Here is a 21,450-nt window from a genome sequence, read left to right as displayed (position 1 = left end):
CCGTAACACCCCCGAAATGTCAGCGGCGAGAGGGAGTCTCATGTCGTTCCGCAGGAAAGCGCTTGCCAGTGCGGTCGCGCTGGTGACGGCCGGTGCGGTCGCGGTCGGCGTCGGGTCCGCCGAGGCGGCCACCTACCCGAACCCCGGCACCGTGACCGGCAGCGTCAACGTGCACGACCCCGGCATCGTGAAGAAGCCCGACGGCACGTACCTGATCGCCCACACCGGCGACAACATCGTGCTCAAGACCTCGACGGACCGCACGGCCTTCCGCGACGCCGGCGTCGCCTTCCCCAGCGGCGCGTCCTGGACCACGTCCTACACCGGCGGCAGCCGCAACCTCTGGGCGCCCGACATCTCGTACCGCAACGGCAAGTACTTCATGTACTACTCGGCGTCCACCTTCGGCTCCAACCACTCGGCGATCTTCCTGGCCACCAGCACCACCGGCGCGTCGGGCAGCTGGAGCAACCAGGGCCTGGTCATCGAGTCCAAAACCAGCGACAACTTCAACGCCATCGACCCGAACCTCTACGTGGACCCGTCCGGCCGCTGGTGGCTGAGCTTCGGCTCGTTCTGGTCCGGCATCAAGCAGGTGCAGCTCAACGCCACCACCGGCAAGCGCCTGGACAGCACCATCCGCTCCCTGGCCGGCCGCGGCGGCGGCGCGATCGAGGCGCCGTTCCTCTTCCGGCACGGCTCGTACTACTACCTGTTCGTCTCGTTCGACCTGTGCTGCCGCGGCGCCTCCAGCACCTACCGCATCATGGTCGGCCGCTCCACCAGCGTGACCGGCCCGTTCGTGGACAAGAACGGCACCGCCATGACCAGCAGCGGCGGCTCCGAGATCCTGGCCGGCCACGGCAGCATCCACGGCCCCGGCGGCCAGTCCGTCTTCACCGACTCCGACGCCGACGTGCTCGTCTACCACTACTACGCCGACAACGGCGCCGCCCGCCTGGGCATCAACCTGCTCGCCTACGACTCCGCAGGCTGGCCCTACGTCTACTGACCGGCGCCTGTGGACAGCGCCCGTTTTTTGTCAGACCCGGATGCTCTAATCGTCCCCACCCAACCGGGTGGGGGCGGTCCGTGGGGCGTCGCCGGCCAACACAAAATTTTCCGCGCCGAGCGGCTCGACCAGGCCGTCCTCGACCAGCCCCGCCAGCGCACGGGCCCGCTGCACGTCGTCCTGCCACACCACATCGAGCCGCTGGCGGGGCACCGGCCCATCGGTGTGCCGCAGCACTTCCAGCAACAACCCCCGCACCTGCCGGTCGGTCCCCGCATACCGCTGCGGCTTCCGGCTGGGCCCCTCCGGCAGCTTCTCCCCGGTGGCCCGCCACGCGCAGGCCGCCTCGAACGGGCACTCAGCGCAGCGGGGTGCGCGGGCCGTGCAGACAACCGCACCGATCTCCATGAAGGCGATGCTGGCCCGCGCGGCACGCGCCTCGTCCAACGGCAGCAGATCTTCGACCGCCACCAGATCGGCCGCGGTCGTGTTCGGCCCCGCGTCCGGCTTTCCCTCGATGGCCCGGCTCACGACCCGCCGCACGTTGGTGTCGACGACGGGGTGCCGCTGGCCGTACGCGAAAGCCGCCACCGCCCGCCCGGTGTAGGTCCCCACCCCGGGCAGCGCGAGCAGCTGCTCCAGATCGTCGGGCACCCGCCCACCGTGCCGTTCCACGATCGCCACCGCGCAGGCGTGCAGCCGCATCGCGCGCCGCGGATAACCGAGCCGCCCCCACATGCGGATCGCCTCGGACGGCGGTTCGGCGGCGAGATCGCCCGGCGTGGGCCAGCGGGTCATCCACGACCGCCAGGCGGGCTCGACCCGCACCACCGGGGTCTGCTGCAGCATCACCTCACTGACCAGCACCCCCCACGCGGTCGTTGTCGGCTCGCGCCAGGGCAGATCGCGAGCATTCCGGTCAAACCAGGCGATGGCATCATCCGCGAAAGTCATGGCAGGACTTACTGTAGGCGGGTGCACGAGCTAGCCATCACCGTCATCGGCCCTGACCGCGCGGGCATAGTCGCTGACGTCGCCGAGGCGCTGGCCGGCGTCGGCGCCAACCTCACGGACTCGACGATGACCCGCCTGCGCGGGCACTTCGCCATGACCCTGATCTGCACCGGCACCGGGGTCGAGGCCGCCCGCGCGGCGCTCGAGCCGCTCGACGGGGTCACGACGTCGGTGCGCGAGGTCGCGCCCGAGGCCGGCAAGGACGAGGGTGGCGAGCCGTGGGTGGTGAGCGTCCACGGCGCCGACCGGCTCGGCATCGTCGCCGCGGTCACCCGGGTCGTCGCGGCCGAGGGCGGCAACATCACCGACCTGAGCACCCGCCTCGTCGGCACGCTCTACGTGCTGATCGCCGAGGTCGACCTGCCCGCCGGGCAGGCCGATGAGCTGGCCGAGCGGCTCGCGGTGGCCGGCGCCGAGCTGGGTGTCGACGTGACGCTGCGCTCGGCCGATTCGGAGATTCTGTGAAATTTCCGGATCTGCCCGAGGGGCGTGTCCTTCCGGTCGTCACCGCGCCCGCCGCCGTGCTGAGCGCGGCCGGCGAACAGGCCGACCCCACCGACCCGTCGATCGTGCAGCTCGCCGCCGACCTGATCGCCACGATGAAGGTGTCGCCCGGCTGCGTCGGCCTGGCCGCGCCCCAGGTCGGCGTCGGCGCCCAGGTCTTCGCCGTCGACGTCGTCGGGCACCCCAAGTCCGCCACCACCCACGGCACGTTCGTCCTCTGCAACGCGAAGATCGTCGAGGCGAGCCGGTGGAAGTCGGGGCGCGAGGGCTGCATGTCCGTTCCCGATCTCACCGGCGACGTGAAACGGGCCGGCCGCGTCGTCGTCGAAGCGCTCGCCCCGGGAACCGGCGAGCCGGTCACCATCACCACCGATGCGTTCGAGGCGCGCGCCCTGCAACACGAGATAGACCACTGTGCCGGCAAGCTTTTCCTCGACCGCGTGGCCGGGGCGCACGCCATCTACCAGCGCAAGGTCTATCTCTAACGTTTGGTAAGGCGAGTCGGTGTCGCATACCCGGCGCGTCGCGACCGCTGCCGGGGGTGTCCGGGTTTACGGTGGCCCCATCATGAGAGCGACGGTTGGTCCCCTTCCATCCGCCGTCTACTGGCGGCGTCGTGCGGTCGTGCTAGGAGCTGTCCTGCTCGGCATCATCGTGCTGTTCGTTTCCTGCTCCGGTGGCGACAAGGACGACCAGCACGGCAAGGGTGCGTCGTCGCCGCCGCAGTCGCAGCTGCCCACCCCGGCGCCGGCCAACTCCGCGTCACCGTCCACCGAGCCGTCCTTCCTGGATGGCGTGCCCGGCGGCAACCAGCCCTCGCTGCCGGCCCTCGGCGACCTCGAGTCGCCGACGGCGGGCAACGACGACGGCGGGGCCGCGACCACCGCGACCACCGCGCCCACGACAGCCGCGCCGGGTCAGAACACCAACGTGACGGCGGCCGCCGACGGCTCGTGCGCCGACAACGAGATGTCGGTCGCGCCCAGTGCCGCCGCCACGAGCATGAAGCGTGGGGCGTCGCTCGACATCACGCTCACGGTGAAGAACATCAGCACCAGGGCGTGCAGCCGCGACGTCGGGGCCGGACCGCAGGAGCTCTATCTCGACCAGGGCGCCCGCAAGTACTGGTCGTCCGACACGTGCAGCACCAACAAGGGCAGCGACGTGAAGCAGTTCGCGCCGGGGGAGACCCGCTCGTACAAGGTGACGTGGAACGGCCGGCAGTCCAGCAGCTGCACCGGAAGCCAGGCGTCGGGGCCGAACCCGCCGCCGGGGCAGTACGAGCTGCGCGCCCGGCTGGGGACGATCGTGAGCAACCCCGTCGTGATCACCATCGCCGCCTGAATGGTGAGCGACTACCGGCTGAGCGAAGACCCCGCCGACCTCGACATGGACAGCGTCGTGCGCTGGATCAGCCTCGACGCCTACTGGGCGAAGGGCCGCACCCGTGAGGTGATCGAGCGCTCCTTCGCCAACTCGTTCCCGGTGGGCCTCTACGCCGACGACGGCCGGCAGGCGGCGGTGGCGCGCATCGTCTCCGACCGTGCGACGTTCACGTGGCTGTGCGACGTCTACGTCGACCCCGCCCACCGTGGTCGTGGCCTCGGCACCCTGCTCGCCGGCTGGGCGGTCGAGTGGGCCGAGCGTCACGGCGTCAAGCGCGTCATGCTGGCGACGCTGGACGCCCACGGGGTGTACGCGAAGGCCGGCTTCGTGCCGATGGCCCACCCGGAGCGGTGGATGGAGATCGACAACCGGCCGTCCTTCGGCTAGGGCGAAGCCCTAGACGTAGCGCTCCAGAATGGACGCCTCGGCCAGGCGGGAAAGGCCCTCGCGGACGCCGCGGGCGCGCGCGTCGCCGACGCCGTCGACGGCCTGCAGATCCTCCACTGTGGCGCCCAGGAGGCGCTGGAGGCTGCCGAAGTGGTCGACCAGGCGGTCGACGATCGGCTGGGGAAGCCGCGGGACCTTGGCCAGGAGGCGGAAACCCCGGGGCGAGACCGCCGCGTCGAGGGCGTCGGAGGCGCCGGGATAGCCGATCGCCTTGGCCACGGCCACCAGGTCGATCATCTCGGTGGCGGAGAGCAGGTCGAGCTCGACCAGGGCCTCGTCGAGCGTGCGGGCCTTGCGGCCGGTCGGCAGGTAGTCGCGGATCACCAGGGTGCGATCGGCGTCCACCCCGGCCATCAGCTCGTCGAGCTGCAGGGCCAGCAGGCGGCCATCGGTTCCCAGCTCGACCACGTAGCCGGAGATCTCGTCGGCGATGCGGCGGACCATCTCGAGGCGCTGGACGACCGCCACGGCGTCGCGGACGGTGACCAGGTCTTCGATCTCGAGGGCGGACAGGGTGCCGGAGACCTCGTCGAGGCGCAGCTTGTAGCGCTCCAGGGTGGCGAGGGCCTGGTTGGCCCGGGAGAGGATGGCGGCGGAGTCGTCGAGGACGTGGCGCTGGCCATTCACATACAGCCCGATGATGCGCATGGACTGGCTCACCGAGATGACCGGGAAGCCGCTCTGCTTGGCCACCCGCTCCGCCGTACGGTGCCGGGTGCCGGACTCCTCGGACGGGATGCTCGGGTCGGGCATCAGGTGCACGGCGGCGCGGACGATGCGGGTGCCGTCGCTGGAGAGGACCACGGCGCCGTCCATCTTGCACAGCTCGCGCAGGCGGGTGGCGGAGAACTCGACATCAAGCGGGAAACCGCCGGTGCAGATGCTCTCGACGACCGGGTCGTGACCGAGAACGATCAACGCGCCGGTGCGGCCGCGGAGGATGCGCTCCAGGCCGTCGCGCAGGGCGGTGCCGGGGGCCATCAGGGCCAGATTGGCGCGGAGCGGGTCGGCGCTCACGCCGCCACCCGAGAGGCCTGGAGTTGATGATGTGGTCGCCGCGGCGCGCGCCGAACCGTTGACGCCGGGACGTGGCGTCGGGGTGGCGGCGGCGGGCTTGGAACCATCGCGGTCGAGCGGCACCTGTACATTCTACGGACTGTCATCCAGGCCGCCGAGGCATGGTTCGATGAATGCTCCGTAGCGTGATGAAACATCACGCTCTGTCACCGGTTGCCGTGCTCGGCCGAGGCCCGGGCGGCGGTCTGCAATGCGGAGCGTAGGTCGGAGACCTCGGTGACCCGCATGCCCTTGGGCGGGGCGCCCTCGGGAGCGCAGCCCGGCGGGACCAGGGCCTCGCGGAACCCGAGCCGTGCCGCCTCGGCCAGGCGGCGGCCGACCGCGCCGACCCGGCGGATCTCGCCGGTCAGGCCGACCTCGCCGATCGCGACCAGGGTCGGGGCCATCGCCAGATCGAGGCCGCCGGAGGCCACGGCCAGCGCCATCGCCAGGTCGGCGGACGGCTCGGTCAGGCGGATGCCGCCGACGGTGGCGGCGAAGACCTCGCGGTTGTAGAGCTTGAGCTGCTTGGTGCGGCGCTCCAGCACCGCCAGGACCATGGCGAGGCGGGCGCTGTCGAGGCCGGAGACAGTGCGCCGCGGCGAGCCCTGCACCTCGGCGCCGATCAGGGCCTGCACCTCGGTGACCAGGGCACGGCGACCCTCCATGGCGACCGTGACGCAGGTGCCGGGGACGGGCTCCTGATAGCGCGTGAGGAACAGGCCGGACGGATCGGGGAGGCTGGCGATGCCGCCCTCGTGCATCTCGAAGCAGCCCACCTCGTCGGCGGCGCCGTAGCGGTTTTTGACCCCGCGCACCAGGCGCAGCGAAGAGTGCTTGTCGCCCTCGAAGTGCAGGACGACGTCGACCAGGTGCTCGAGGACGCGGGGGCCGGCGACCTGGCCGTCCTTGGTGACGTGACCGACAAGGACGGTGGCGATGCCGCGCTCCTTGGCCACCCCGACCAGCGCGGCGGTGACGGCGCGGACCTGGGTGACGCCGCCGGGCACGCCCTCGGTGCCGGGCGCCGAGATGGTCTGCACCGAGTCGAGCACGAGCAGGCCGGGCTTGACCGCGTCGAGGTGGCCGAGGACGGCGCTCAGGTCGCTCTCGGACGCCAGGAACAGGTTGTCGTGCAGGGCATCCATGCGCTCGGCGCGCAGGCGGACCTGGCTGACCGACTCCTCACCGCTGACCACCAGGGACGGGGTGCCGGCGCCGGCGGCCCACTGCTGGGCCACGTCGAGCAACAGTGTGGACTTGCCCACACCGGGCTCGCCGGCCAGCAGGACGACCGCGCCGGGGACGAGGCCGCCGCCGAGCACCCGGTCGAGCTCGCTGACGTTGGTCGGCACGGCCTTGGCCGGGGCGGCGCTGATCGTGGCGATCGGGCGGGCCGGCTCGGCCGGCATGCGCGAGCTGACCACCCGGCCCGCACCCAGCGGGCTGCTCACGGTGGACTCGATCACCGAGCCCCACTCGCCGCACTCGGGGCACCGGCCGAGCCATTTCGGCGGCTGGTGCCCGCAGGCGTCGCAGACGAAGGCGGGTCGGGCGGCCTTGGCGGCCTTGGTGGTCGTCACCCGGACAAGTTAGCCGGAGGGTACGACAACTTACTCCGCCTCGGAGTTCTCGTCCTCGTTGCCGGGGGCGCGCGAGGCCGGCGACGTCGGGGTCTGGAACGGCGCGAGCACGTCGATCGCCTCGCCGTCGTTGGCCTGGATGGTCAGGCTCAGCGAATAGCCCGGCTTGAGATCGTTGCTGAGGCCGACGGCCTGCAGGTTCTTACCCGGGCCGGGGATGAAGGTCTGGGTGCCCAGCGGCGGGATGGTGAACTTGGCCGGCTCCAGCGCGGGCGGCTCGGCGGCCGGCGCGGAGGCGGACGGCGACGGCTCCTCGGACGGGGCGAGCGCGCCCACGCCGACCTGCTGGGCCGAGACGATGCTGGGCGTGACGTCGGTCTGCGGACGGCTGCTGATCGTCACGGTCATCGGCTGCTCGGTCTGGTTGAACAGGCTGACCTGCAGCGGCGCGGTGCCGTTGGCCGGGTAACCCTCGGGGGCGTCGTAGGCCACCTGGAGGTTGCGGATCAGCAGCTTGCCGTCGGGGCTCTGCGTGTTGAGACCCGAGACCGGCGCCTTGAGAAGGGCGGTCTCGGCGACCTGACCGGCCGAGCAGCCGGCCAGCGCGATCACGGCGACCATCGCGGCACCCGCGGCCTGTGCGACGCGGCGGGTTCCCAGCGAGCGCATCACGATCCTCCAAGAAAGTCACCAAAGGGTGTGACCTCAGCCTAGAGGGCCGTGATCTGGCGCGTGCGCCGACCCGTCCATTCACACCACCCGGCCACTGAAGATCAGCAAAAGGACGTCGATCAGGGCCACCACGATCACCGCGCGGAACATGGCCACCCGGCGTCCCGTGGCGCGCCTCTGCGCGTACCAGCCAAGGGGAAGGACCACGACGGCGGCCGCCGCGGCCGCCCAGCCCGCCCACGACGGCGGTCCGCCGGGACCGAAGACCAGCGTGAGCGTCGCGCCCAGCAGGAGAATCGCGGCGGCGAAGGCGGAACCGGTGGCGCCGAGGCGATGCGGGAGACCACGCACCCCGGTCGCCGCGTCGTCCTCGAGATCGGGCAGCACGTTGGCGAAATGAGCGCCGCCGCCGAGCAGCGCGCCCGCCGTGACCAGCCAGGCCGGCGGCGCCGGATGGCCGGGCAGCGCGGTCACCACGAATGCCGGGAGCAGGCCGAACGCGATCAGGTAGGGGACCACCGAGAACACCGTGGACTTCAACGGCCAGTCGTAGGAGAGCGCGACCAGGCTGGCCACCGTGAGGATCGCCGTCGGCCGGAGGCCGAACGGCGCGGCGAGGACGGGAACGGCGAGCGTCGCGATCAGTCCGGCGATCCCGACCGTACGCCGGGAGACGGCGCCCGCCGCGATCGGCTTGTCCGGCCGGCCGGTATGCCGGTCACGCGCCGCGTCGAGCCAGTCGTTGACCCACCCCACCGACAGCTGGGTCGCGCCCACGGCGAGGAAGATCCCGGCGATCGCCCAGCCGCGGTGGCCCACCCCGATCGCGAGCAGTGTCATGGCCACGGTGACCGCCAGCCCGGGCTCCGGATGAGATGCCTTGATCACAGCGAGCGCGCGGGCCATGCGGCCAGTGTGGTGGATGTGCAAGATGCGTGCCACGCTCGATCACATGCGGTCGATGCCCCGTAACGATCCGCGTCAGTACGACGAGCTGGCCGACCAGTGGTGGCGGCCGGGCGGCGGCTTCGAGATGCTGCACTGGCTCGCCGCGGCGCGGGCTTCGCTGATCCCACCGGCCGGCCGCTCCGGCGCGGTGCTCGTCGACGCGGGCTGCGGCGGCGGCCTGCTCGCGCCGCACCTGGCCGGCAAGGGCTATCGGCACGTCGGCGTGGACCTGCGGCATCACGGGCTGCGAGTGGCCGCCGAGCACGGCCTGCAGGCGGTGAACGGCGACGTGACCGCGCTGCCGATCGCCACCGGCGCGGCCGACGTGGTGGCGGCCGGCGAGATCCTCGAGCACGTCACCGACCTGCCGTCGACCGTGGCCGAGCTGTCCCGGGTGTTGCGGCCGGGTGGGCTGGTGGTGCTGGACACGGTCAACGACAACGCGCTGAGCCGGTTCGTCACGGTCACCGCGGGCGAGCGGCTGGGCTTCGCCCCGCCGCATCTGCACGATCCGGCGCTGTTCGTGCGCCCGCGCCGGCTGATCACGGAGTTCGCCCGCCATGGCGTACGCCTCGAGGTGCGCGGCGCCCGGCCGACGCTGACCGGCTTGTTCCGCTGGCGGGTTCTGCGAAGCGAGCGCGCCCGCGGCCGGATCGTGCCGTCGGGACTGACGACGGTGCTCTACCAGGGGACCGGACGCAAGGAGGGGGACCGTTCATGATCGACGAGGCCCGGCGGCTGGCGCCCCGATTCGCGGCGCGGGCGGCCGTGCACGACCGGGACGGCGCCTTTCCCGCCGACGACTTCGCCGACCTGCGCGAGGCCGGGTTCTTCGGGCTGATGGCCCCGCCCCGGCTGGGCGGGGCGGGCGCCGGCTTCGCGGACTACGCGGCGATCGCGTACGAGCTGGCCCGCGGCAACGGTGCGACCGCATTGATCTTCAACATGCACGCGTCGGTCACCGGCGCGCTCAGCGGGGTCACCGACGAGCTGGCCGAGGCGCTGGGCCTGCCGCCCGAGGCGCTGCGGGCCCGCGACGACGCGTTGCGCGCGGCCGCCCAGGGCGCCTGGTACGCGGTGGCGATGAGCGAGCGCGGCGCCGGGTCGAGGCTGTCGCAGATGTCGACCTCCTACCGCGCCGTGGACGGCGGCTACCGGATCGAGGGGGCCAAGACGTTCTGCTCGGGGGCCGGCAACGCGGACGCGTACCTGGTGGCGGCCCGCAGCGCCGAGGAGCCCGAGAAGGTGTCGCAGTTCCTGGTTCCGGCCGGGGAGGGTTTACGGGTCGAGGAAACGTGGGATGCGCTCGGTATGCGCGCCACCGCCTCGCACGACCTGCACGTCGACGTGACCGTCCCGGCCGGGGCGCTGCTCGGCGGCGTCGAGGGCCTGGCCCTGGTGGTCGCCCAGCTGGCGCCGCATTGGATGGTGGCCAGCTACGCGGCGGTCTACGTCGGCGTGGCCCGGGCCTCGGTGGACGCCGCGATCGAGCATGTCAACGAGCGCAAGCTGGCGCACCTGCCGGCCATCCGGGCCCGGATCGGCCGGGCCGACGCGGCGGTCGCGGCGGCGCACCTGGCGGTGATGGAGGCGGCCCGGCGGGTCGACAGCGCGCCCGGCGACGCCGAGACGAACCGGTGGGTGTGGCGGGCCAAGCTGCTGGCCGGCACGACCGCGGCCGAGGTGGCGGCGTCGATGCTGGAGGCGGCCGGCACGTCCGCGATGCGCCGCGGCCACCCGCTCGAGCGGCTCTACCGCGACGCGCGGGCCGGCTCGCTGCAACCGGCCACCAGCGACGTGTGCGCCGACTGGCTCGGCGTGGACGCGCTCGGCGGCGATCCCGACTCGGAGGGGTCCGCACCGCGATGGTGAGCCACGCGACGATCGCCGGGGTGGGTGTGGCGCTGCCGCCCGCAGTGCGGCAGGAGGAGGTCTGGTCGGGCTACTTCGCCCGCCAGCACACCGGGGCGCGCCGCGTCCTGGCCGAGCGGATCTTCGCGAACGCCGGGGTGCGCACCCGGCAGGCCGCGGTGAGCCCGCTGCTCGAGGACGTCTCGGACTGGTCGACCGAGCGCCGGATGCGCCGCTACCAGGTCGAGGCGGTTCCGCTGGGCAAGGAGGCGGTCTCGCGGGCACTGACCGACGCGGGCCTGAAAGCCGACGAGATCGGGATGTTCGCCGTCTGCTCGTGCACCGGCTACGCGACGCCGGGGCTGGACATCCTGCTCGCCCGCGACCTGGGCATGGCGGCCGGCGTGCGGCGGCTCTTCGTGGGCCACATGGGCTGTTACGCGGCGCTGCCGGGGCTGGGCACGGCGGCCGATTTCGTGGTCGCACAGGGCCGTCCGGCGCTGCTGCTCTGCGCCGAGCTGACCAGCCTGCACCTGCAGCCGCCCGGCGTCCGGGCGGACATCCAGCAGATCGTCTCGCACGCGCTCTTCTCGGACGCCGCGGCCGCCGTCGTGCTCACTCCGGGCGACAAGACCAGTTTCGGGTACGCCGTCCGTGAGGTCGCCGCGGTGACCGACAGCACGACCGCCGACCACATGACGTGGGAGGTGACCGATCTCGGCTTCCGCATGGGCCTCTCACCCCGGGTGCCGGCCGTGCTTGCCCTGCACGTCCGCGGGCTGGTGGTGGACCTGCTGGCCCGGCACGGTCTGGAGATCGCCGACGTGGACGGCTGGGCGGTCCATCCGGGCGGTCCCAAGATCCTCGACGTGGTGCGGGACGAGCTCGGCCTGGACGAGGAGGCGATCGCTGCGTCCCGTGAGGTGCTGGCGTCGTACGGAAACTGCTCCTCACCCACCGTGTTGCTGGTCCTCGACGCTCTGCGTCGCCGCGCGGCGCCCCCGCGCCGCGTCCTGATGCTCGCCTTCGGCCCGGGCCTCACGCTCTACGGAACGCTGCTCGAGACCTCTACAGTCACAACGTGATCGGGGATCGGGCGCGGGGGGCCGTGTTGTACGGCTGTGCCGTCGTGCTGCTCGCCGGCGGTGCCACCTGGTGGCTGCGGGCCGCTCCCCGCGATCCGGCCGAGGACCCCACGATCCAGCGCTGGCGGCAGACCGCGATCGAGCAGCTTCCGACCGAGCCCGGGCAGGACGACGCCGACACGCTGGCGCTCGCGGCCGGCTCCGACCACCAGGTGCTGGCGGAGGTCGACTCGGGGAAGTACCGGATCTCGGTGGTCTGCGTGGGCGACACCGGCAGCCAGGTGCGGGTCAGCCTCGGCGAGGCCGGCACCGACTCGGGACACGGCCTGGACTGCTCCGACGGCGCCGGCGACTACTTCGACGTGGGCACCTCGGGACAGCTGCGGATGTTCCTCTCGGTCAACGGCGTGGGAACGGTGATCTTCCGCTACACCCTGGAGCGCCGCGGCGACTAGAGCCGGGCCAGGTCGGGGCGGATCTCGTCGACCGCGGCCAGCCGGGGGACGGTGCGCACGATCGAGCCGCCCTTGTCGACCAGCAGGGCGGCGGCGGTGCCGTCGTCGGCCTTGCTGATCTTGAGCTCGGTGCGCACGCTGCCGCTCGGGTCCTGCAGCACCCGGACGGTCTTGCCCTGAGCCTGCGGGGTCGCGCCGGTGGGCGGGGTGCCGCCGCCCTTGACCGCGGCGGTGGCCGTCGCGTTCGAGATCGTCACCACGGCGATCTCCGGGGGGACGGTGGCGATCGTGTCGGACACCAGACCCGCGCAGTCGCAGCCGTCGATCAGCAGGATCACTGCCGGTAGCTGCCCGCGCAGCGGCACGGTCTGCCCGTCGGCGCCGATCAGCTCGAGCGCGGGGAGCGTGCCGATGTGGTCGTCGGTGGTGTTGGCCGTCCGCTGGGTCACCGGCTGACGCGGCGGGCCGGGCCAGGCCGAGGCGAACAGGCTGGCCACCGTGACCAGCACGGCCATCGAAATGATCAAAACCGGCGCGCGTACGGCGGCGGTGGCGACCTTGCGGAGGCGGCGCATGCCGGGGCGGTTGGCGAAGCGGCGCCAGCGGGTCGGCTTGGCGGCCAGCCGCAGCTCGGCGCGGACGGCGTCGACCTCGTCGGAGAGCTCGGAGAGGTCGTCGGGGATGACGATGACGCCCCACTCCTCGGGGAGGTCAGGCAGGTCATCGGAGGATCCGCCGTCGTGCGTCCATCCACCGTTGTCGCTGGGACCAGCCATAACTCACCCTCCCCCCAGGCCGACCAGGAATTCTTCGGTCGGGGACCTGAAGTCCAGCCTTCCTTAACCTTCGCCCGACCGCCAGTAGTGCGCGCTTCCGGACCTTAGCGATAAGCTTGACCTCACAAACGCCATAGGTGCGAAATATCCGACTCGCTGGGCAAAGCGGTCACGCTTTCGTCACATTCCGTTACCGAGGCAGCTCCTGGCGCTCCTGTCAAGCCGTAGAAGCGCCCATCACAAGGCCCCTGAGCTGCACTAACAGTCACCGGCTGGGCGGGACATAGCTGGCTGAGCGTGTTACCCTAGACACAGCGAAAGGGGCTTCGAACCTATGGTTTTCAGTGTCGGCGAGACCGTTGTTTACCCCCACCACGGGGCCGCACTCATCGAGGCAATCGAAACACGGGTCATCAAGGGCGAGCCGAAGCAGTATCTCGTTCTGCGTGTTGCCCAGGGTGATCTGACTGTTCGGGTGCCCGCTGAGAACGCCGAGATCGTCGGCGTGCGTGAAGTGGTCGGCGAGGAAGGCCTGGGTAAGGTCTTCGACGTCCTCCGTGCACCGCACACCGAGGAGCCGACCAACTGGTCGCGGCGTTACAAGGCCAATCTCGAGAAGCTGGCCTCCGGTAACCCCCTCAAGGTTGCTGAGGTTGTTCGTGACCTCTGGCGGCGCGAGCGCGAGCGCGGTCTCTCGGCCGGAGAGAAGCGCATGCTGGCGAAGGCCCGCGACATTCTGGTCGGCGAGGTGGCTCTTGCGGAGAAGAGCACCAAGGACGAGGCCGAGGTTCTCCTCGACAAGGTCCTCACCGAGGCCTGACCGGCGCTTCATTTCTGAAGATCTCTGCACAGGACCGCGACGTGACCCCGCAGCTCAACGCTCGGGGTGACGTCGCGGTCCTCGTTCCAGCGGCCGGCGCGGGCCTGCGGCTCGGCCCCGGCGGCCCGAAAGCCCTGCGCCTGCTCGCCGGGGAGCCGCTGCTGGTGCACGCGATCCGGCGGGTCGCGGCTGCCCCCTCCGTACGGATGATCGTGGTTGCCGCTCCGAAGGCCGAGGTCGAAGCCGTCCGTGACCTGCTCGCCCCGGTGGCGCCGGTGACCGTGGTGGCCGGCGGCGCCGAGCGGCAGGAGTCGGTGTCCCTGGCGCTGGCCGCCGTGCCGGAGGAGATCGGGATCGTGCTGGTGCACGACGCGGCACGCGCGCTCACGCCGCCGCAGCTGATCGAGTCGGTGGCGGCGGCCGTCCGTTCCGGGCATCCCGCGGTGATCCCGGCGCTGCCGGTGGTCGACACGATCAAAGAGGTCGGGCCTTCTCCCTCCGGCGAGCTCGTTCTCGGTACGGTTGACCGCAGCGTGCTGCGCAGCGTGCAGACGCCGCAGGGGTTCCGGCACGACGTGCTGGCGGCCGCGCACGCCACGGCCGCCGACGCGCACACCGACGACGCCGGCCTGGTGGAAAAGGCCGGACTGCCGGTGACCTGCGTGCCCGGCTCCGAGCTCGCCATGAAGATCACCAGACCCCTCGATCTGGTGCTGGCCGAGGCCCTGCTGCACGTAACCTGATCTCGTGGTCAATCAGCGGGTCGGCATCGGCACCGATGTGCACGCGTTCCAGCCCGGCGCACCCTGCTGGGTGGCGGGCCTGCTCTGGCCCGGCGAGGTCGGCCTGGCCGGCCACTCCGACGCCGATGTGGCCGCGCACGCCGCCTGCGACGCGCTGTTCGGCGCGGCCGGGCTGGGCGACCTGGGCAGCAACTTCGGGACGAGTCGGCCGGAGTGGGCCGGCGCCTCGGGCGCGGCGCTGCTCACCGAGACCGTGCGGCTGCTGCGGGCCGCGTCGTTCGAGGTGGTCAACGTGTCGATCCAGGTGATCGGCAACCGCCCCAAGATCGGCACCCGCCGGGACGAGGCGCAGAAGGTGCTCTCCGAGGCGGTCGGCGCTCCCGTCACCGTGGCCGGCACCACCAGCGACGGACTCGGTCTGACCGGCCGCGGCGAGGGGCTGGCCGCGATCGCGGTGGCCATGGTCACGACACCCTGATCTCCGGTCTCCGGCAGGATCAACCCATGACTGTTCCCCTGCCCGAATCCGTCCGCCGCCTGATCGACGGAAACACCTTCGCCGTGATCACCACCATCAACGCGGACGCCAGCCCGCAGTCCACCGTCGTCTGGGTCAAGCGCGACGGCGACGACGTGCTGTTCTCGACGATCCGCGGGCGGAAGAAGACCCGGAACATGGAACGCGACCCGCGGGTGTCACTGTGCGCCTACGACCCGGCGAACCCGTATGTGTACTTCACCGTCGAGGGCACGGTCACGCTGGTCGAGGAGGGCGGGGATGCGCTGATCGACGAGCTGAGCCACAAGTACGACGGAAAGCCGTTCACGCCTACGCCGGGCGCGACCCGGGTGGTCTGCCGCCTCACCGCGGGCCGGGTGGTGGCGCGAGCCGAGTGATTCGCGGCGCGGTTTGATGGGGGTGGCGCCGCCCGTGGTGGGCCGCGCTGCCTCGCTTCTGCCGGGCCGCGCTGCCTCGCTTCTGCCGGGCCGCGCTGCCTCGCTTCTGCTGGGCCGCGCTGCCTCGCTTCTGCCGGGCCGCGCCGCCTCGCCTTCTGCTGGGCCGCGCCGCGGCTTCTGCTGGGCCGCGCCAGCCGTTCTCTTTGATCGGATCGCCTCGCCCGCTGGTGGTCACCGCCTCGCCTGCCGTCGGGCCGTCCCCACCCCACCCTCTGTTGGGTGGGGCGATTGGAGCACTGGGGTGTGACATTTTCGCCGGCGTTGTCCACAGGACGCGGGCGACTGCGGTGAGGGCGCCGAGGATGATGAGTTGCGGCTCTTGGCGAACGGCGGCTCATCAAGATTGCGGGGCGGCCGGTGCCAGCGGCGGAGTCGGCCGGGCAGCGACCTGGGCGGGCCGGCGTGGGGCGGCGCGGGCGGTGGTGCTGGCGGTGTGGGCCGGGTGCGGTCGGGGTGGGCGAGGCGGTGAAGGTGGCGGCCGGCGTGGGGCGGCGCGGGCGGTGGCGCCGGCGGTGTGGGCCGGGCGGCGGCCGGAGCCGGCGAGGCGGCGACTGGGGCGGGCCACGGCGGTGGGCGAGGCGGCGAAGGTGACGGCCGGCGCGGCGCGGGCGGTGATGCTGGCGGAGTAGGCCACGCGTCGGCTGGGGCGGGCCAAGGCGGCGACCAGGGCGGGCCGAGGTAGCGGCCGGGCTGAGTGGGCGGGCGGCGACCGGGCTTGGCGGGCCGGGTGATCTCGTGGTGGCGTGGAGCGCCTAGGCTCGACGCGTGGGCCCCGATCTGGATCCGGAGACTACGCCGGAGGAGTACCGGCAGCGTGCGCTGCTGCTTGCTGACCTGGGCCGCTATGACGAGGCCGCGGGAGAGATCGCGGCGGGGCTCAGCGCGGCACCGGGGGAGCCTAGTCTGCTTGCCACGCTGGCGCGGATTCATCTGGCGGCGGAGCAGCCGGCCGAAGCGCTGGCGGCGGCCGAGCGGGCGGTTGCGGCGGCGCCGGAGGCGCTGAGTACGCAGGTGGTGCGGGCCATGGCGCTGACCGACAGCCGGCGGTATGCGGATGCGGCTCGGGTCGCCTCGGACATTCTGCGGCGGTGGCCGGCCGACGCGTACGCGCAGCGCACCGGCGCCGCTCTGCTCAGTGAGTCGCGTAACGGCCAGGAGGCGCTCAACGCCGCGTGGAACGGGGTGCGGGTCGCGCCGGCCGAGGCCGAGGCGCACCTGGTCCTGGCCGTGGTCGCGGCGCGCTTGCGGCTGTTCGATCTGGCCCAGCGGGCGTACGCGGAAGCACTAGATCTTGATCCGGCGATCGGGAACGCGCAGACCGATGTGGGGATCGTGCGCTTCGAGCGGCGGCGGTGGGCGCAGGCCCTGGAAGGGCTGGCCGACGACGCGACACTGCCGGTGCGGGCCGACGAGCCGGTTCCGGGCGACGAGCCGGTGCCGGAGGATAGCCCGTATCCAAATCCGTTCCCGCGTGCCTACCCGGCGCCCGACCGGCCCGAGCCCGAGCAGCCCGCGGCGCGGACGTCGGCGAGCTGGACCGGGGATCCGGTGGTGAGCCGTCCGAGCGGGCCGGTGCTCGACGCGTCGGGCGAGGAGGCTGCGACGTTCCGGCAGGGCACGCGGATCGCCTCCAACGCCACGATGGTCGCGGGCGTGATGACCGCGGCGATGACGCTGGTCAGCGACGGGATCTCGCGGGCCTGGGCGGGGCTGGTCGGGGTGCTGATCGTGGTCGGCGTGGCGATCTGGCTCAACCGCAAGGTCACCGGGCCGGTGGGCCCGGCGCTGGCCCGGCTGCGCGCCGGTGACCGCGGGCTGGCGACCGCTGTGTATCTGAGTCTGGCCGCGCCGCTGCTGTTCCTGGTGTACACGGCGATCGGTGGCGTGGTGCCGCTGGTCGCTGGCATGGTGCTGGCCGCGGCGGCGGGCATGTTGATCTTGGTTAGGCGTTGATCGAGAATTGGCGGAGCGGAAGGTCGGGCCGGGCCTGAACGACCGCGACCTCAAGCAGCTGGTCGGCTGAATTCCCCTCGAGCCCGGGTGCGTCAATCGGCGAGGGACGGAGAGCTCCCGTCGAGCAACGCGGGCACGAGCCCGGGGCGGCGTCGAAGGAACTCCGTGCGGAGGACCGGCTCGGCCGCCGTGGAGAGGCCCAGGGCGTCGAGGGCCAGCAGGGCCGCGCCGGCCACCGGCGGGGACTCCAGCACGGCGATCTCGACCTTCGGGGCCTGGGCCTTCGCGCCGGCTACCACCTGGTCGTGCAGCTGCGGGTGGCGGGCCCGCAGCACGCCGCCGCCGAGCACCAGCGCGTGCGGGCGGTCGAGCAGGCCGAGCTTCCCGGCGGCGACCCGGTGCTGGCCCAGGATCTCGGCGGCCTGCCGGTCGATCAGCGCCGACGCCACCTCGTCGCCGGTGGCAGCTACTTCGAACAGGACCGGCGCCAGCTCGAAGATCCGGTCCATCGGCAGGTCGCCGAAGTGCAGCGCGATGCTCACGTCCTCGACCGACGGCAGTCCGAAGTGGTCGGCGACCGCCCGGGACAGCGCCGTCGGGCGGCCGCGACCGTCCTCGCCGCGGGCCGCCTCGCGCAGCGCGTGGTCGGCGAGGTCGTGGCCGCCGCCCCAGTCGCCGGTGATCGGGCCGAGCGCGAGGAACCGGGCGGTGCGGCCGTCGGCGGCGCGGCCCACGCAGTTGTTGCCGGCCCCGCAGACCACCACGACCGCGTCGGGCATCGCGGTGCCGGCCCGCAGCATCGCGAAGCAGTCGTTGTCGACGAGGGTGCGCCGGGCCCAGCTCTCCGCCTCGATCGCCTGCTGGAGCCGGCTCACCTCGATCGGCAGGTCGGCGCCGGCCAGGTAGACGGCGACCGCCTCGATCGGGGCGCCGAACGGCAGGCCGGCGTCGGCGTGCACCGCGCGGATCAGCCCGTTCAGCACCTCGATGGCGCCAGGCAGGCCGACGTTGTGCGGTGAGGACGTGCCGCCGCGCACGAAGCCGAGGATCTGGCCGGACTCGTCGCCGAGCACCACATCCGTCTTCGAGTTGCCGCCGTCGACCGCCAGATAGAGCGCTCTCATCGGGCCCACGCGAGGTGGTCCCGGCCGGCGGCGATCAACTTGTCGGCGAGCGCGTCCGCGTATTCGTGCTGGCCGATCAGGGGATGGGCGAGCAGGGCACGATACACGCGATCGCGTCCGCCCCGCAGCGCGGCGTCGAGCGCGTACTCCTCGTACCCCCAGACGTGGGTGATGAGACCGGCCAGGTCGGGCGTGACCGGGGTGACCGGCAACGGCGCCGGGCCCTCGAGGCCCGCCCGGGCCGAGACCTCGATGACCGCCTCGTCGGGGAGGAACGGCAGCGTGCCGTTGTTGCGGATGTTGACACTGTGGACGGCGCCGGCGTCGAGGTCGTGCAGCGAGGCGATCAGGCCAACCGCCGCCTCGGAGTAGTAGGCGCCGCCGCGCTCGCCGAGCAGGGCCGGCTTCTCCACCAGGGTCACGTCGCGGTACATGTCGAGCAGGACCGCTTCGATCTCGGCGACGCGCTGGCCACGCGTCGGGGCGCCGAGCGATTCGCGTACGTGCTTGTCGTGGTTGTAGAAGTACGAGAGGTAATAGGAGGGAACGTTGCCGAGCATCGTGATGATCTCGGAGGGGATGTCCACTTCGCCTGATATTTCGGACAAATGCTCCTCGATGAGGCCAGGGAGTCGATCAACGCCGTCCACAAAGGCCGCCCGCTCCCAGGTCAGGTGGTTGAGGCCGACATGGTCGAGGACGACGGCGGACGGGTCGACACCGAGGTAGGAAGCGAAGCGCCGCTGGAAGCCGATCGCCACGTTGCAGAGGCCGACCGCCTTGTGCCCGGCGTCGAGCAGCGCGCGCGTGACGATGCCCACGGGGTTGGTGAAGTCGACGATCCAGGCGCCCGGCTTGGCCCGGGAACGGATCCGGGCAGCCACGTCGAGCACGACCGGAACCGTGCGCAGCGCCTTGCCCAGCCCGCCCGCGCCGGTCGTCTCCTGACCGACACAGCCGCACTCGAGCGGGAACGTCTCGTCGCTGATCCGCGCGTTCTGCCCGCCGACCCGCAGCTGGATCACCGCGGCGTCGGCGTCGGTCACCCCGGCGTCCAGGTCGGTGGTCCAGGTGACCTTGCCGGGGTGACCGTAGTGCTCGAAGATCCGCGCCGAGAAGGCTCCGACGATCTCCAGGCGCTCCGCGGCCGGATCGATCAGGACCAGCTCGTCGACCATCGAGCCGAGGCGGGCGAAGCCGTCCACCAGCTCGGGCGTGTAGGTCGATCCGCCGCCGATGACTGCGATTCTCACTTGAACCCCGTAATGGTGATGCCCTGCACGAACGCGCGCTGAGCGAAGAAGAAGATGATGATCAGCGGAGCCATCGCCAGCACCGTTGCCGCCGTGACCAGGTTCCAGTCGACGTGATGGACGGTCCGGAACGACGCCAGGCCCAGCGACAGCGTCCACGCCTTCTCGTTCTCGCTCGTGTAGAGCAGCGGACCGTAGAAGTCGTTCCAGCAGTAGAAGAACTGGAACAGGCCGGCGGCCGCGATGCCCGGCTTGGCCATCGGCAGCACCACCCGCAGCAGCGTGCGCCACTCGCCGCAACCGTCGACCCGGGCGGCGTCGAGGTACTCGGTCGGGATGGTCAGCAGGAACTGCCGCAGCAGGAAGATGCAGAACGCGTCGCCGAACAGGGCCGGGATGATCAGCGGCGCCAGCGACCCGGTCAGGCCGTACCGGGCCCACATCAGGTACAGCGGGACGGTGACCACCTGCGGCGGCAACATCATCACGCAGATGATGACCAGGAACAGCACGTTGCGGCCGCGGAATTTCAACTTCGCCAACGCGTACGCGGCGGGGATGCTGGACGCCAGCGTGAGGACCGTGGAGGTCACCGCGTAGAGCACGGTGTTGAGCAGGTAGCGGGGCATCGGCGTGGCCTCGAAAACTTTGACGTAGTTCTCGGGATGCCACGAGTTGGGCCAGTAGTCGCTGGTCAGCGCCTGGTTGCTGGTCATCAGCGAAAGCAGGACGAGGTAGACGACCGGCGTGAGGAACATGATGACCAGCACGATCGCGATGCTGTGCTTCGCGATCCAGGCCAGCCTGTTCTGCCGCCGGAGGCGCCGATCCGGGCCCTTCTCCAGCAGAGGCTCGGCCGAGACGTCGAGGACCGCGGCGGTCATGCTGTTTCCTCTCCCGAGAAGGCCTTGGCGCGGCGCATCAGGATCACGGTCACCGCGAAGGCGGCCAGGAACAGGGCGATGGCCAGGGCGTTCGCGTAGCCGAGCGCGTTGTAGCGGAACCCGACGGTGTAGAGCCAGAGCGGGTACGTGAAGGTCGAGCCCTCGGGATAGCCGAAGGACTGGGAGATCCCGGCGCCGGTGGTGGCCTGCCCGCTGGCGATCGAGCCGGCCACCGCCGCCTGGTCGAAGTACTGCAACGTGTAGATCACGCCGGTGACCGCCGCGAACAGGATCACCGGCTGGATCGACGGCAGCGTGATCGACTTGAAACGGTGCCAGGCGTTCGCGCCGTCCAGCGACGCGGCCTCGTACAGGCTCTCCGGAACGCCCAGCACCGCGGCCAGGAAGATCACCATCAGGTCCCCGATGGCCCACAGGCCCAGCAGGACCAGCGACGGCTTCGCCCAGACGGGAGAGTTGAACCAGAGCGGGCCGTCGATGCCGCTCTTCTCGAGGAAGTGGTTGACCGGGCCGGTGCCCGGCTTGAGCAGGTACACGAACGCGATGGTGGCGGCCACCGGGGGGACGAGGGCCGGCAGATAGAACACCGTACGGAAGAAGCCCGCGCCCCGCCGGATCTGGGTGAGCAGCATCGACAGCCCGATCGCCCCGATGATCCGGGCCGGGACGAAGACCACCACCATCCACAGCGTGTTGCGTACCGCCTGGAGCAGGAACGGGTCGTCCGCCATCCGCTTGTAGTTGTCCAGCCCGACCCACTCCGGCACGGAGAGCAGGTCGAACTTCGTGAACGAGAAGTACACCGCCGAGATCAACGGGTACAGGAAGAACACCGCGATACCGATCAGCGCGGGCGCCAGGAACGACAGGATCGTCAAGTTCTTACGTAGGCGGATGGCGGTCATT

General features: G+C 71.6%; 24 protein-coding genes. 14 read left to right on the top strand and 10 right to left on the bottom strand.

The genetic code is table 11. From position 1 onward, the window contains the following. Window positions 1-40: 40 nt before the first annotated feature. Complete coding sequence (locus tag ACQPZX_RS47685) at window positions 41-1,012, top strand: arabinan endo-1,5-alpha-L-arabinosidase (protein WP_433371545.1); 972 nt, start codon at window positions 41-43, stop codon at window positions 1,010-1,012. Between the two features lie 45 nt (window positions 1,013-1,057). On the opposite strand, the gene ACQPZX_RS47680 is transcribed toward ACQPZX_RS47685, so the two are convergent. Beyond that, window positions 1,058-1,966, bottom strand: a complete 909-nt coding sequence (locus tag ACQPZX_RS47680) for an A/G-specific adenine glycosylase (protein WP_433371542.1) — start codon at window positions 1,964-1,966, stop codon at window positions 1,058-1,060. A gap of 21 nt (window positions 1,967-1,987) precedes the next feature. Between ACQPZX_RS47680 and ACQPZX_RS47675 the strand changes: the two genes are divergently transcribed. The 4 genes from ACQPZX_RS47675 (at window position 1,988) to ACQPZX_RS47660 (ending at window position 4,303) form a co-directional block, all read left to right on the top strand. Beyond that, window positions 1,988-2,491 carry a glycine cleavage system protein R gene (locus ACQPZX_RS47675; protein WP_433371539.1) on the top strand — a complete coding sequence of 168 codons (504 nt, stop codon included), beginning with the start codon at window positions 1,988-1,990 and terminating at the stop codon, window positions 2,489-2,491. Further along, a complete protein-coding gene (def, locus tag ACQPZX_RS47670; RefSeq protein ID WP_433371536.1) occupies window positions 2,488-3,015 on the top strand; it encodes a peptide deformylase in 528 nt (175 codons plus the stop codon). Before ACQPZX_RS47675 ends, def begins: the two co-directional genes overlap by 4 nt. Before the next feature lie 82 nt (window positions 3,016-3,097). Continuing rightward, entirely contained in the window at window positions 3,098-3,874 is a 777-nt protein-coding gene (locus ACQPZX_RS47665; RefSeq protein ID WP_433371534.1) for an adhesin, read from the top strand. Next, window positions 3,875-4,303 carry a GNAT family N-acetyltransferase gene (locus ACQPZX_RS47660; protein WP_433371531.1) on the top strand — a complete coding sequence of 143 codons (429 nt, stop codon included), beginning with the start codon at window positions 3,875-3,877 and terminating at the stop codon, window positions 4,301-4,303. Between the two features lie 9 nt (window positions 4,304-4,312). Here ACQPZX_RS47660 and disA read toward each other — a convergent pair whose 3' ends face one another. The 4 genes from disA to ACQPZX_RS47640 form a co-directional block, all read right to left on the bottom strand. Then, window positions 4,313-5,503 (bottom strand): DNA integrity scanning diadenylate cyclase DisA, encoded by a 1,191-nt coding sequence (gene disA / locus ACQPZX_RS47655; RefSeq protein WP_433371528.1) that lies wholly within the window; start codon window positions 5,501-5,503, stop codon window positions 4,313-4,315. A gap of 83 nt (window positions 5,504-5,586) precedes the next feature. After that, complete coding sequence (gene radA / locus ACQPZX_RS47650) at window positions 5,587-7,002, bottom strand: DNA repair protein RadA (protein WP_433371525.1); 1,416 nt, start codon at window positions 7,000-7,002, stop codon at window positions 5,587-5,589. Between the two features lie 30 nt (window positions 7,003-7,032). Further along, the gene (locus ACQPZX_RS47645) at window positions 7,033-7,671 is read right to left on the bottom strand and encodes a hypothetical protein (protein ID WP_433371522.1); all 639 of its coding nucleotides are present in this window, start codon (window positions 7,669-7,671) and stop codon (window positions 7,033-7,035) included. Window positions 7,672-7,752: 81 nt separating this feature from the next. Then, on the bottom strand, window positions 7,753-8,580 hold the full coding sequence (locus tag ACQPZX_RS47640; RefSeq protein ID WP_433371519.1) for a UbiA family prenyltransferase: 828 nt from the start codon (window positions 8,578-8,580) through the stop codon (window positions 7,753-7,755). Window positions 8,581-8,626: 46 nt separating this feature from the next. On the opposite strand from ACQPZX_RS47640, the gene ACQPZX_RS47635 reads away from it, so the two are divergent. From ACQPZX_RS47635 to ACQPZX_RS47620, 4 genes are read left to right on the top strand one after another with little or no spacing between them, the layout of a single operon-like run. Next, window positions 8,627-9,343 (top strand): methyltransferase domain-containing protein, encoded by a 717-nt coding sequence (locus ACQPZX_RS47635; protein WP_433371516.1) that lies wholly within the window; start codon window positions 8,627-8,629, stop codon window positions 9,341-9,343. After that, window positions 9,340-10,494 (top strand): acyl-CoA dehydrogenase family protein, encoded by a 1,155-nt coding sequence (locus ACQPZX_RS47630; protein ID WP_433371514.1) that lies wholly within the window; start codon window positions 9,340-9,342, stop codon window positions 10,492-10,494. Before ACQPZX_RS47635 ends, ACQPZX_RS47630 begins: the two co-directional genes overlap by 4 nt. Beyond that, on the top strand, window positions 10,488-11,558 hold the full coding sequence (locus ACQPZX_RS47625; RefSeq protein ID WP_433371511.1) for a type III polyketide synthase: 1,071 nt from the start codon (window positions 10,488-10,490) through the stop codon (window positions 11,556-11,558). Before ACQPZX_RS47630 ends, ACQPZX_RS47625 begins: the two co-directional genes overlap by 7 nt. After that, window positions 11,555-12,013, top strand: a complete 459-nt coding sequence (locus ACQPZX_RS47620) for a DUF6023 family protein (protein WP_433371508.1) — start codon at window positions 11,555-11,557, stop codon at window positions 12,011-12,013. Before ACQPZX_RS47625 ends, ACQPZX_RS47620 begins: the two co-directional genes overlap by 4 nt. Here the strand turns inward: ACQPZX_RS47620 and ACQPZX_RS47615 are convergent. Further along, window positions 12,010-12,789, bottom strand: a complete 780-nt coding sequence (locus ACQPZX_RS47615; protein WP_433371505.1) for a hypothetical protein — start codon at window positions 12,787-12,789, stop codon at window positions 12,010-12,012. The two genes, ACQPZX_RS47620 and ACQPZX_RS47615, sit on opposite strands and share 4 nt — an antisense overlap. Window positions 12,790-13,123: 334 nt before the next feature. On the opposite strand from ACQPZX_RS47615, the gene ACQPZX_RS47610 reads away from it, so the two are divergent. The 5 genes from ACQPZX_RS47610 to ACQPZX_RS47590 all read left to right on the top strand — a co-directional run bounded on the left by ACQPZX_RS47610 (window position 13,124) and on the right by ACQPZX_RS47590 (window position 17,262). Further along, entirely contained in the window at window positions 13,124-13,609 is a 486-nt protein-coding gene (locus ACQPZX_RS47610; protein ID WP_026206027.1) for a CarD family transcriptional regulator, read from the top strand. A 41-nt stretch (window positions 13,610-13,650) separates the two neighbouring features. Continuing rightward, window positions 13,651-14,352 (top strand): 2-C-methyl-D-erythritol 4-phosphate cytidylyltransferase, encoded by a 702-nt coding sequence (gene ispD / locus ACQPZX_RS47605; RefSeq protein WP_433371502.1) that lies wholly within the window; start codon window positions 13,651-13,653, stop codon window positions 14,350-14,352. A gap of 4 nt (window positions 14,353-14,356) precedes the next feature. Further along, complete coding sequence (gene ispF / locus ACQPZX_RS47600) at window positions 14,357-14,830, top strand: 2-C-methyl-D-erythritol 2,4-cyclodiphosphate synthase (protein ID WP_433371499.1); 474 nt, start codon at window positions 14,357-14,359, stop codon at window positions 14,828-14,830. Window positions 14,831-14,856: 26 nt separating this feature from the next. Continuing rightward, window positions 14,857-15,249: a PPOX class F420-dependent oxidoreductase gene (locus ACQPZX_RS47595; RefSeq protein WP_433371496.1), complete on the top strand. Its 393-nt coding sequence runs from the start codon at window positions 14,857-14,859 to the stop codon at window positions 15,247-15,249. A gap of 825 nt (window positions 15,250-16,074) precedes the next feature. After that, window positions 16,075-17,262, top strand: a complete 1,188-nt coding sequence (locus ACQPZX_RS47590) for a hypothetical protein (RefSeq protein ID WP_433371493.1) — start codon at window positions 16,075-16,077, stop codon at window positions 17,260-17,262. A 92-nt stretch (window positions 17,263-17,354) separates the two neighbouring features. Here the strand turns inward: ACQPZX_RS47590 and ACQPZX_RS47585 are convergent, their stop codons facing one another. Genes ACQPZX_RS47585 through ACQPZX_RS47570 form a run of 4 tightly spaced genes read right to left on the bottom strand, consistent with a single transcriptional unit; the run spans window position 17,355 to window position 21,449 of the window. Next, complete coding sequence (locus tag ACQPZX_RS47585; protein WP_433371491.1) at window positions 17,355-18,386, bottom strand: N-acetylglucosamine kinase; 1,032 nt, start codon at window positions 18,384-18,386, stop codon at window positions 17,355-17,357. Next, a complete protein-coding gene (locus ACQPZX_RS47580; RefSeq protein WP_433371488.1) occupies window positions 18,383-19,639 on the bottom strand; it encodes a 6-phospho-beta-glucosidase in 1,257 nt (418 codons plus the stop codon). The genes ACQPZX_RS47585 and ACQPZX_RS47580 overlap by 4 nt, the downstream gene beginning before the upstream one ends. After that, the gene (locus ACQPZX_RS47575; protein ID WP_433371486.1) at window positions 19,636-20,523 is read right to left on the bottom strand and encodes a carbohydrate ABC transporter permease; all 888 of its coding nucleotides are present in this window, start codon (window positions 20,521-20,523) and stop codon (window positions 19,636-19,638) included. The genes ACQPZX_RS47580 and ACQPZX_RS47575 overlap by 4 nt, the downstream gene beginning before the upstream one ends. Next, on the bottom strand, window positions 20,520-21,449 hold the full coding sequence (locus ACQPZX_RS47570; RefSeq protein WP_433371483.1) for a carbohydrate ABC transporter permease: 930 nt from the start codon (window positions 21,447-21,449) through the stop codon (window positions 20,520-20,522). The genes ACQPZX_RS47575 and ACQPZX_RS47570 overlap by 4 nt, the downstream gene beginning before the upstream one ends. Window position 21,450 lies beyond the last annotated feature (1 nt).

Origin of the sequence: Actinoplanes sp. CA-142083 (assembly GCF_050942195.1) — a bacterium.
In the GTDB taxonomy this organism is placed as follows: domain Bacteria; phylum Actinomycetota; class Actinomycetes; order Mycobacteriales; family Micromonosporaceae; genus Actinoplanes.
The sequence above is the reverse complement of the archived record's forward strand: the minus strand, read 5'-3'. Positions and strand labels throughout refer to the sequence as shown.

Bases quoted from the DNA above. Each gene is read 5' to 3' on its own strand.
- ACQPZX_RS47685 (WP_433371545.1), top strand. From the start codon at position 41: ATGTCGTTCCGCAGGAAAGCGCTTGCCAGTGCGGTCGCGCTGGTGACG.
- ACQPZX_RS47680 (WP_433371542.1), bottom strand. From the start codon at position 1,966: ATGACTTTCGCGGATGATGCCATCGCCTGGTTTGACCGGAATGCTCGC.
- ACQPZX_RS47665 (WP_433371534.1), top strand. From the start codon at position 3,098: ATGAGAGCGACGGTTGGTCCCCTTCCATCCGCCGTCTACTGGCGGCGT.
- ACQPZX_RS47660 (WP_433371531.1), top strand. From the start codon at position 3,875: ATGGTGAGCGACTACCGGCTGAGCGAAGACCCCGCCGACCTCGACATG.
- ACQPZX_RS47645 (WP_433371522.1), bottom strand. From the start codon at position 7,671: ATGCGCTCGCTGGGAACCCGCCGCGTCGCACAGGCCGCGGGTGCCGCG.
- ACQPZX_RS47640 (WP_433371519.1), bottom strand. From the start codon at position 8,580: ATGGCCCGCGCGCTCGCTGTGATCAAGGCATCTCATCCGGAGCCCGGG.
- ACQPZX_RS47635 (WP_433371516.1), top strand. From the start codon at position 8,627: ATGCGGTCGATGCCCCGTAACGATCCGCGTCAGTACGACGAGCTGGCC.
- ACQPZX_RS47630 (WP_433371514.1), top strand. From the start codon at position 9,340: ATGATCGACGAGGCCCGGCGGCTGGCGCCCCGATTCGCGGCGCGGGCG.
- ACQPZX_RS47625 (WP_433371511.1), top strand. From the start codon at position 10,488: ATGGTGAGCCACGCGACGATCGCCGGGGTGGGTGTGGCGCTGCCGCCC.
- ACQPZX_RS47615 (WP_433371505.1), bottom strand. From the start codon at position 12,789: ATGGCTGGTCCCAGCGACAACGGTGGATGGACGCACGACGGCGGATCC.
- ACQPZX_RS47610 (WP_026206027.1), top strand. From the start codon at position 13,124: ATGGTTTTCAGTGTCGGCGAGACCGTTGTTTACCCCCACCACGGGGCC.
- ACQPZX_RS47595 (WP_433371496.1), top strand. From the start codon at position 14,857: ATGACTGTTCCCCTGCCCGAATCCGTCCGCCGCCTGATCGACGGAAAC.
- ACQPZX_RS47585 (WP_433371491.1), bottom strand. From the start codon at position 18,386: ATGAGAGCGCTCTATCTGGCGGTCGACGGCGGCAACTCGAAGACGGAT.
- ACQPZX_RS47575 (WP_433371486.1), bottom strand. From the start codon at position 20,523: ATGACCGCCGCGGTCCTCGACGTCTCGGCCGAGCCTCTGCTGGAGAAG.
- ACQPZX_RS47570 (WP_433371483.1), bottom strand. From the start codon at position 21,449: ATGACCGCCATCCGCCTACGTAAGAACTTGACGATCCTGTCGTTCCTG.